Raw genomic sequence first — 9,588 nt, forward strand, 5'->3', positions numbered from 1 at the left:
GCCTCCGCGGGTCGCAGAGGCTCGGCCGTATGGAGACGCCCCCTCACCCGATCGTCTCCGCTGCGCGGAGTCGATCGACCTCTCCCCGCGCGCGGGTAGAGGTCGCGCCGTGCACGTTGCGCCGTTTGCGCAAAATGCGAGATCGTGATCATCATCATATCGGCGCCCTCATCGTCCGCTCGCGCGCGCCAGCGCGGCTTCGATCGCCGCTGCGGTCGGATGCCGGAAGCGCGCGGCGACGTAGCCGTCGGGGCGGAGCAGATAGGCGGAGCCGGGGGCGGCGTCGTAGCGCTGGGCGAAGGCCCCCTGTTCGTCACGCAGCGGCGCGTCGTCGCCGATGCGGAGGCTGGCGACGCCGGCGGGCAGCGGCGCGCGCACGCCATTGGCGCTTTCCAGCAATACGAAGTTGCGGCCGGCCTGGGTGAACGCATCGGTGAGAAACAGCGGATCGCCGTCAGCCGACCGCAGCGGCGCATCGATCAGCGCGGCGCCGGGGCGCGGCCCCGCGGACCAAGTATCAACGTCCGGCGTCGACAGCGGGCTGTCGTACACCGACGGCGTCGACAGCCGTCCGGCGTTGACCATGCGCTTGGCAAAGTCGACGTCCTGCGCAAGCGCCAGTACCGCGTCGCGCAGCCGTCGCTCCTGCTTGGAATGCGGCGCGATGAAATCGGTCGAGCGCGTCGAGTGGCGGATGTTGTCGTCGGCGGCCTGGCTGCGCTCGGTCTCGTAACTCTCCAGCAGGCTCGCCGGCGCCTCACCGCGTAGCACCAGCGCCAGCTTCCAGGCGAGGTTCTCGCTGTCCTCGAGACCCGAATTGGCCCCGCGCGCGCCGAATGGCGAGACCTGGTGCGCGGAGTCGCCGGCAAAGATCACCCGCTCGTGCAGGAAACGCTGCATCCGGCGGCACTGGAATTTGTAGACCGAGATCCATTCGAACGAGAAGTCACCATGGCCGAGCATTCGCTCGATCCGCGGCCGGACGTTCTCGGGCAACCGCTCGACCGCTGCTTCGGCATCGGCGCCGATCTGCAGGTCGATGCGCCAGACGCCGTCGGGCTGACGATGCAGCAGTGCCGACTGGCCGGTGTGGAACGGCGGATCGAACCAGAACCAGCGCTCGGTCGGAAACTCCGCCGTCATCTTGACGTCGGCGATCAGGAACTGATCCTCGAACACTTCGCCGGCGAACTCGGCGCCAACCAGGCCGCGTAGCGCCGAGCGCGCGCCGTCGCAGGCGACCACGTAGTCGGCGGCGAGCCGATATGGCCCGTCCGGCGTCTCGATGGTCAGTTCGGCGTGATCATTGTGCTGAGCCAACGCCGTCACCTTGTTACGCCAGCGCAGGTCGATCTGCGGCAATTCCTGCACCCGGTCGACCAGGAAGGCTTCGGCGTAGTATTGCTGCAGATTGATGAAGGCCGGCATCTTGTGGCCGGTCTCCGGCAACAGGTCGAAGCGGTAGACCATCTCGCCGCGGCGAAACACCTTGCCGACCTGCCAGACCACGCCCTTCTCGACCATCCGCGAGCCAACGCCGAGCCGGTCCCAGACTTCCAGCGAACGCTTAGAGAAGCAGATCGCCCGCGAGCCTTCGCCGATCCGATCAGCATCGTCGAGCAGCACAACGCTTTGGCCGCGCTGCGCCAGATCGATAGCCAGCGACAGGCCGACCGGCCCCGCGCCGACGATCACCACCGGATAGCGTGCCGGTTCGCCGAACCGGTCCTGATCCGGATGGCGGCGGTAGCCGAATTGAAAACCCTCGCGTGACATCGCGCTCAGCCTTTTCGGCGTATGCGGCCCGGCAAAGTGCTGGTCAAGGTTTCCTCCCGCATGATAGTTTCATTTGCAACCATCTAAGCCGCTGCCACGCCGAGGCGCAACCCGGTCCGGAGAAAATTTTGGTGAAGCTCGATCTGTTCTCCTTCCTGCCGTTCCGGCTCAACCGGCTGGCCGCCGAAGTCAGCACGGCGCTGGCGGAGGAGTATCAGCAGCGCTACGGCCTCGACATTCCGGGCTGGCGCATTCTCGCTACGCTCGGCTTTCGCGAGGATGCCTGCACGGCGCAGTTCATTGCGCAGTGCACGCGCACGCACAAATCGACCATCAGTCGTGCGGTGAATGCGCTGCTCGAACGCGAACTGATCGAGCGCGTCGAAAACGAAGACGACCGCCGCGAACTCCGCCTGCAGCTCACGCCGAAAGGGCGTGCGCTGTATCACGAGCTGGTACCGCGGCTGAAGCGCCGGGAGCAAGAGATCCTGTCGTGCCTCTCGGCGCGCGAGCGCGACAGCCTTGCGGACGCGCTCGGCAAGATCGAGCGGCACCTCGATCTGATCCAGGCGAGCCATGGCCACGATGATCCAGTGGCCGTCAAACAGAAGGCGTCGGTCGGCTGAGGGAGCGCCATAGCACGGCAGGTCCGGCGCCGAACCTTCCGCGTCCGTTCCGCGACCCAAGCGACAGTGGCGAGTTCGGCCGATTGATCCTATGAAGGACGTCGATCGCAATCGAATGGCCGTTCCGCTTCGCCCGGATCGGCGTCCCAGCAAGGACCGGCGTTGCATGAAGCTCCGAACCGCGTTGCTCATCGTCCTCACGCTGCTGGCGGCGTCTCCAATCGCCGCGATCGCTGCAGACGACCGCGGCAGCCGCGTCGCGCTGGTGATCGGCAACGCCAAATATCCGGACGCCGAGAAGCCGCTGAAGCAGCCGGTGGGCGACGCCCGCGATCTCGCCGATGAGTTGAGGCGCCAGGGCTTCGACGTCGAGGTCGGCGAGAACCTCAGCGGCGATGCGATGCGCCGCGCCTTCGACAAGCTGTACGCGCGCACCAAGCCGGGCGCGGTCGCGCTGGTGTTCTTCAGCGGCTACGGCATCCAGTCCGGCCGGCAGAGCTACATGATCCCGGTCGATGCGCAGATCTGGACCGAGCCGGACGTGCGGCGCGACGGCGTCAGCCTCGAGACCGTGCTGGGCGAGCTCAACAGCCGCGGCGCCACCGTCAAGATTGCATTGATCGACGCATCGCGCCGCAATCCGTTCGAGCGCCGGTTCCGCAGCTTTTCGGCCGGCCTTGCGCCGATCATCGCGCCCGGCAATTCGCTGGTGATGTACTCCGCCGCGCTGAGTTCGGTCGTCGGCGACAATGGCGGCGATCGCAGCCTGTTCGTCACGGAACTGCTCAAGGAGATCCGCGTGCCGGGTCTCGGCGCCGAGGAAGCGCTCAACCGCACCCGGGTCGGCGTCACCCGGGCATCGCGCAGCGAGCAGGTGCCGTGGATTTCGTCGTCGCTGGCTGACGATTTCGCCTTCATGCCGGCTTCGGCGCAAGCCGCAGCCGCCGCGCCGCCCCCTGCCGCAACGCCGGCCGCAGAGGCCAAGCCGGCAACCCCGGCGTCCACTGAGTCCGGCAAACCCGCCGATCTCGCCAAGCAGATCGATCTGCCGCAACCGATCGACGTACCTAAGGCGCTGTCGAAGGAACTGGGCGCCACCACGCCCGATCCCAAACTCGATCCCAAGCAGGACGACGAAAAGGTCCGGCTGGCGCTGCGTGACGACCCGACGGTGCAGAACCTCAGCAATCGCATCGATGAGAATCCGGGCGACGCCAACGCGTTCTATCGGCGCGGGCAGGTCTATGCCAGCAAGGGCGCGTATTGGTCGGCGATCAAGGATTTCGACGACGCGATCCGGCTCAATCCGCGCGACGTCGAGGCCTACAACAACCGCTGCTGGGTCCGCACCGTCATCAACGAACTGCCCGGAGCACTCAAGGACTGCAACGAAGCGCTGCGGCTGCGGCCCAATTTCGTCGATGCGCTCGACAGCCGCGGCCTGCTCAATCTGAAGAACGGCCAATACAAGAACGCGATCGCTGATTTCGACGCGGCGCTGAAGATCAACCCGCGGCTGACTTCGTCGCTGTATGGTCGGGGTCTGGCACGGCAGCGTCTCGGCTTGAAGTCGGAGGGCGAAATCGACCTCAATACCGCCAAGGGGCTGGATCCCAACATCGTCAAGGAATTCGACAGCTACGGGGTCAACTGACCGCGCCGCATCTGCCGAGGCATTGAACCTCCTCCGCCCCGGCAGCGACGACGAGTCGAACGCCCCTCACCGGCCACATAACCTGGCCGCACACAGCGCCGAACGACGCAGAGGTACGCCATGTCCACATCCAGCTTCGTGCTTGTCCGCACCATCCTCGGCCTCAGTGCCGCGCTGACCCTCGGCACCAGCCTCGCCGCCGCGGCCGATGATGCCACCGAGGACCAGATCCTGCGCGCGCTTGCGCCAAAGAAGCCGTTGACGCGCAGCCTGTCCGCGCCGCGCCAGGCTGATCCCACGGAGCGGCAGTTCGTCGATACCCTGCGCAACCGCCCGTCGCGCTCGCTGTCGCTCGGCGAGCGCGAGCAGATCGCCACGCTGGCGAAGGACAAGCCGGCTATCGATCTGGAGATCACCTTCGACTACAACTCCGCCAATATCAGCCGCAAAGCCGCGCCCGCTGTCGAAGCGCTCGGCAAGGCGCTGGCCAATCCGGACCTCAAGGGATCGACCTTCGTGGTCGCCGGGCACACCGACAGCATCGGCAGCGAAGCCTACAATCAGGACCTCTCCGAGCGCCGCGCCGACACCATCAAGCGAACGCTGGTCGAGAAGTTCGGCATCGCCGGCAGTGATCTCGTCACCGTCGGCTACGGCAAGAGCAAGCCGAAGGATGCGGCGAACCCCGCCGATCCATCGAACCGCCGCGTCCAGGTCGTCAACATGACGAGCCAGACGACTGCGGCGAAGTGAATGGCACAGTGACCGGGACTTGATCGAGGACGGCCCCACTATTTCCGCGGTCATCGCCCGGCTTGTCCGGGCGACCCAGTATCCCAGAGCGTGCGATGATCGGCAATGCGCCTGCGACAGGCGCTCTGGAATACTGGGTCCCCCGCATTCGCGGGGGATGACGAACGTACGTGGGGCACCTCCGCGGCCTACCGCCACGCTGCTGGCCGAACTCTTTTGCTCTTTTGCGGTGTTGCTGCCGTGTGTAGATTTCCGGGACCCTGCGCGAGCTTTGACACTGGTCCCGTCGACTTCGCCCTACGACGATCCGATGACGCGTCAAATTTCCACCGAGAATCGATGAAGCATGCCGATGACCCGAGTGCGCCGATGATCACGTTGCGTGGCAAGGCCGGTCCTTGGATGCTTTGGAGTTCGGAGACGCATCGCGGAGCACCGCGCGCCGCGATCGTTGTCGCCGCCGTGATGAGCGCAAGCGCCTTCGCCCTCGCTCCCGCCCTCGCCGCCGAGAAAGCCGAGCCGCCGCCGAGCGGTGTGCAGGTCACCGTAGCGAAGGCTTCCAATGCCTGCTTCTCCGATATGGTGCGCGTCACCGGCTTCGTGGTGCCGCGCAAGGAGGCGGTGGTGATCGCCGACACCGAAGGCAAGGTCACCGAGGTGCTGGTGCGCGAGGGTGACACCGTCACCGACAATCAGGAGCTGGTCCGCATGATCGGCGCGAGCGGTCCCCGCTCTCTCCGCGCACCGGCAGCCGGACTGATCACCGAGCTGCGCACCGCGGTCGGTGCGCCGGCGTCGCCGCTCGCGGGGCCGATGCTGCGGATCACCGTCGGCAACGAACTCGAAGTCGAGGCCGAAGTGCCGAGCATCCAGGCGCTGAAGGTGACGCCCGGCGCGCCGGCGCGGATCGGCTTCGATGGCGGCACCGACCTCGTCGGCAAGGTCCGGCTGGTGGCGCCGCAGATCGATCGCAAGACTCAGCTCGGCAAGGTCCGCATCTCCGTCACCAACTCGCCGGCGCTGCGCGTCGGCCTGTTCGTCAAGGCGACGATCGACGCGCGGCGCAGCTGCGGCGTCGCCATCCCGCGCCAGGCGGTCGATCACCTCAAGGTGCAGGTGGTGAAGGGCAACACCGTCGAGACCCGCCGGGTCAAGGTCGGGCTGGTGTCGGACAGCAGCATCGAAGTGCTCGAGGGCGTCCGCGAAGGCGAGTTCGTCGTCGCCGATGCCGGCACCTCGCTGCACGACGGCGATCTGATCAAGCCGGTTGTCCAGGACGAATTCGACCGATCGCGGGTGCGCTAAATGGGCCTCAACGTTTCCTCCTGGTCGATCCGGCATCCGCTGCCCTCGATCGTGTTCTCGATCATCCTGCTGGCGCTGGGCTGGATCAGCTTCACCAAGCTGGCGATCACCAGGCTGCCGAGCGCCGACATTCCCGTCGTCTCCGTCGCGGTGGCGCAGTTCGGCGCCGCGCCGGCCGAACTCGAGGCGCAGGTCACCAAGACCATCGAGGACGGCGTTTCCGGCGTCGAGGGCGTCCGCCACATCGCGTCCTCGGTGACTGATGGCCTGTCCGTCACCACCATCCAGTTCGCACTGGAGACCAACACCGACCGCGCCCTTAACGACATCAAGGACGCGGTGACGCGCGTGCGCGCCAACCTGCCGCAGAACGTCAACGAGCCGCTGATCCAGCGCGTCGACGTCATCGGCCTGCCGATCGTCACCTATGCGGCGATCTCGCCCGGCAAGACGCCGGAGCAGCTGTCGTGGTTCGTCGACGACGTCGTCAAGCGGGCGCTGCAGGGCGTGCGTGGCGTCGCCCAGGTCGAGCGCATCGGCGGCGTCGAGCGCGAGATTCTCGTCTCGCTCGATCCCGACCGGCTCAAGGCCGCCGGCCTCACCGCGCTCGACGTGTCGCGGCGGCTGCGCGGCACCAATGTCGACCTCGCCGGCGGCCGCGCCGAGATCGGCAAGAACGACCAGGCGATCCGCACGCTCGCGGGTGCGAAAACGCTGAACGATCTCGCCGGCACGATGATCAGCCTGCCGTCGGGCGGCGAAATCCGCCTCGACGATCTCGGCACCGTCACCGACACCATCGCAGACCGCCGCACGTTCGCGCGCGTCAATGGCGAGCCGGTGGTGGCGCTCGGCATCAAGCGCTCCAAGGGCGCCAGCGATGTCGTCGTCGCCGAAGCCGTGCAGAAGCGCATCGACGCGCTCAAGGCCTCCAACCCGGATGTCGATCTCAAGCTGATCGACACCTCGGTCGACTACACCAAAGGCAACTACGAAGCCGCGATCTCGACGCTGTTCGAGGGCGCAATCCTCGCCGTGATCGTGGTGTTCCTGTTTTTGCGCGACTTCCGCGCCACCGTGATCGCGGCGATCTCGCTGCCGCTCTCGATCTTCCCGGCGTTCTGGGCGATGGACATGCTGGGGTTCTCGCTCAACCTCGTCAGCTTCCTCGCCATCACGCTGTCGACCGGCATCCTGGTCGACGACGCCATCGTCGAGATCGAGAACATCGTCCGCCACATGCGGATGGGCAAGTCGCCCTACGAGGCGGCGATCGAGGCGGCCGACGAGATCGGGCTGGCGGTGATCGCGATCTCGCTGACCATCATCGCGATCTTCGCGCCGGCCAGCTTCATGTCGGGCATCGCCGGGCAGTTCTTCAAGCAATTCGGCATCACCGTGTCGGTGCAGGTGTTCTTCTCGCTCTTGGCGGCGCGGTTCGTCACGCCGGTGCTGGCCGCGTATTTCTTGAAGGATGCGCCGCACGAGGAGAAGCCGCCGGGCCGCGTGCTGCGCGCCTATACGCGGCTGGTCACCTGGTCGGTGCGGCATTACTACGTCACGGTGCTGATCGGGCTCGCGATTTTCGTGCTGTCGATCTGGAGCATCGTGCTGCTGCCGCAGGGCTTCCTGCCGGCGCAAGACACCGCGCGCTCGGTGATGGCGATGGAGCTGCCGCCCGGCACCCAGATCGGCACCACCGAGAAGACCACCGAGCGGATCGTCACCATGCTGCGCAAGCGGCCCGAAGTGAAGAGCGTGTTCGTCGACGGCGGAAGGGTGCCGCCCGGCATCCAGGAGGTGCGGCGCGCCTCGCTGATCATCAACTACACGCCGAAGGGCGACCGCAAGATCACCCAGCGCGAGCTGGAACTGGCGATCAGCAAGGATCTCGATCTGGTCCCGGACATCCGCTACTGGTTCCTCGACGAGAACGGCCTGCGGGCGATCGCGCTGGTGGTGACCGGCGCCGACAGCAACATCGTCAACAACGTCGCGCAGGAACTGGCGGCGCAGATGAAGCGCATCCCGGCTCTGTCCAACGTCATCTCGGAGACCTCGCTGGATCGCCCCGAGCTGCGCGTCGTGCCGCGCGCCGATCTCGCCGCAAGGCTCGGCGTCTCGACCGAGAGCCTGTCCGAGACCATCCGCGTCGCCACCATCGGCGACGTCGGCCCGGCGCTCGCCAAATTCGACGCCGGCGACCGGCTGGTGCCGATCCGCGTCCAGCTCGAGGACAGCGCGCGCGGCGATCTGCCGACGCTGGAGCAGCTGCAGGTGCCGATCTTCGGCGGCCGCGGCTCGGTGCCGCTGTCGGTGGTGGCCGACGTCAAGTTCGACCAGGGGCCGACCAGCATCAACCGCTACGACCGCGAGCGGCAGGCGACGGTGGCGGCCGACCTCGTCGGCAACGCCGCGCTCGGCGACGCGGAGAAGCAGATCAAGGATCTGCCGGTGATGAAGTCGCTGCCGAAGGGCGTCCGCGTCAGCCCGTCGGGCGACGCCGAAAGCCTCGCCGAATTGTCCGACGGCTTCGCCACCGCGATCACCGGCGGCCTGATGATGGTCTACGCCGTGCTGGTGCTGCTGTTCGGCACCTTCCTGCAGCCGATCACCATCCTGTTCTCGCTGCCGCTGTCGATCGGCGGCGCGATCGGCGCGCTGCTGATCACCGGCAAGCAGCTCACCACGCCGGTGTGGATCGGCATTCTCATGCTGATGGGCATCGTCACCAAGAACGCCATCATGCTGGTCGAGTTCGCGCTCGAGGCGATCCGCGCCGGCAAGAGCCGGGAGGAGGCGATCGTCGACGCCGGCCAGAAGCGCGCCCGGCCGATCGTGATGACCACCATCGCAATGGTGGCCGGCATGATGCCGAGCGCGCTGGCCTTCGGCGCCGGCGGCGAATTCCGCTCGCCGATGGCGCTGGCGGTGATCGGCGGGCTGATTTTCTCCACCGTGCTGTCGCTGATCTTCGTCCCCGCCATGTTCATGATGATGGACGATCTCGGCCGCCTCGCCTGGCGCTTCGGCAGCAAACTCCTGAGCCACCGCGGCGAAGCGGAGAGTAGCGCGCGGCGCTGATACGCGGGTGATGATGGGGGCGGCGGTGATACGCGGACGCTGAGCTGCGCGCGCTGACTTGGTGGCAAGGCGTCGCCCCACCGCCACGTCGTCATTGCCGGGCTTGACCCGGCAATCCATCCTCTTCGTGATACTTCTCCTCGCGAGAAGCCATCCTTAAGCGCGCTGCGCACGCGATGGATGCGCGGGTCAAGCCCGCGCATGACGGAGGAAGTGGATGGTGGCGTTGTGCCTCACGTCGTCGGTCGACTTCATCTGTCAAACAGCCACGCCATTAGCAGCCACGCCCCCGCGTTCTCGCGGCGCATCGCGCCCGAGTTATGCCGCAGTCCCTTCGCCCTCTTTGGGAAGAGGGCGCGCGGAACGCCGGGTGCCCGATGCACCCGCGGC

6 protein-coding genes are annotated in these 9,588 nt (G+C 66.8%); 5 read left to right on the forward strand and 1 reads right to left on the reverse strand.

Translation table 11 applies throughout. The annotated features are described in order from the left end of the window. Nucleotides 1-168: 168 nt before the first annotated feature. The gene (locus IP86_RS21830; protein WP_054164536.1) at nucleotides 169-1,776 is read right to left on the reverse strand and encodes an FAD-dependent oxidoreductase; all 1,608 of its coding nucleotides are present in this window, start codon (nucleotides 1,774-1,776) and stop codon (nucleotides 169-171) included. Nucleotides 1,777-1,904: 128 nt separating this feature from the next. On the opposite strand from IP86_RS21830, the gene IP86_RS21835 reads away from it, so the two are divergent. The 5 genes from IP86_RS21835 (at nucleotide 1,905) to IP86_RS21855 (ending at nucleotide 9,198) form a co-directional block, all read left to right on the forward strand. Beyond that, the gene (locus tag IP86_RS21835) at nucleotides 1,905-2,402 is read left to right on the forward strand and encodes a MarR family winged helix-turn-helix transcriptional regulator (protein WP_082364186.1); all 498 of its coding nucleotides are present in this window, start codon (nucleotides 1,905-1,907) and stop codon (nucleotides 2,400-2,402) included. Between the two features lie 166 nt (nucleotides 2,403-2,568). Beyond that, a complete protein-coding gene (locus IP86_RS21840; RefSeq protein WP_054164540.1) occupies nucleotides 2,569-4,056 on the forward strand; it encodes a caspase family protein in 1,488 nt (495 codons plus the stop codon). 120 nt (nucleotides 4,057-4,176) lie between these two features. Continuing rightward, entirely contained in the window at nucleotides 4,177-4,809 is a 633-nt protein-coding gene (locus tag IP86_RS21845) for an OmpA family protein (RefSeq protein WP_054164537.1), read from the forward strand. Between the two features lie 465 nt (nucleotides 4,810-5,274). Beyond that, a complete protein-coding gene (locus IP86_RS21850) occupies nucleotides 5,275-6,114 on the forward strand; it encodes an efflux RND transporter periplasmic adaptor subunit (RefSeq protein WP_054164541.1) in 840 nt (279 codons plus the stop codon). After that, nucleotides 6,115-9,198, forward strand: coding sequence for an efflux RND transporter permease subunit (locus tag IP86_RS21855; RefSeq protein WP_054164538.1), 3,084 nt, complete (start codon nucleotides 6,115-6,117; stop codon nucleotides 9,196-9,198). Nucleotides 9,199-9,588: the final 390 nt, after the last annotated feature.

The sequence above is a fragment of the Rhodopseudomonas sp. AAP120 genome, assembly GCF_001295845.1.
Taxonomy (GTDB): domain Bacteria; phylum Pseudomonadota; class Alphaproteobacteria; order Rhizobiales; family Xanthobacteraceae; genus Rhodopseudomonas.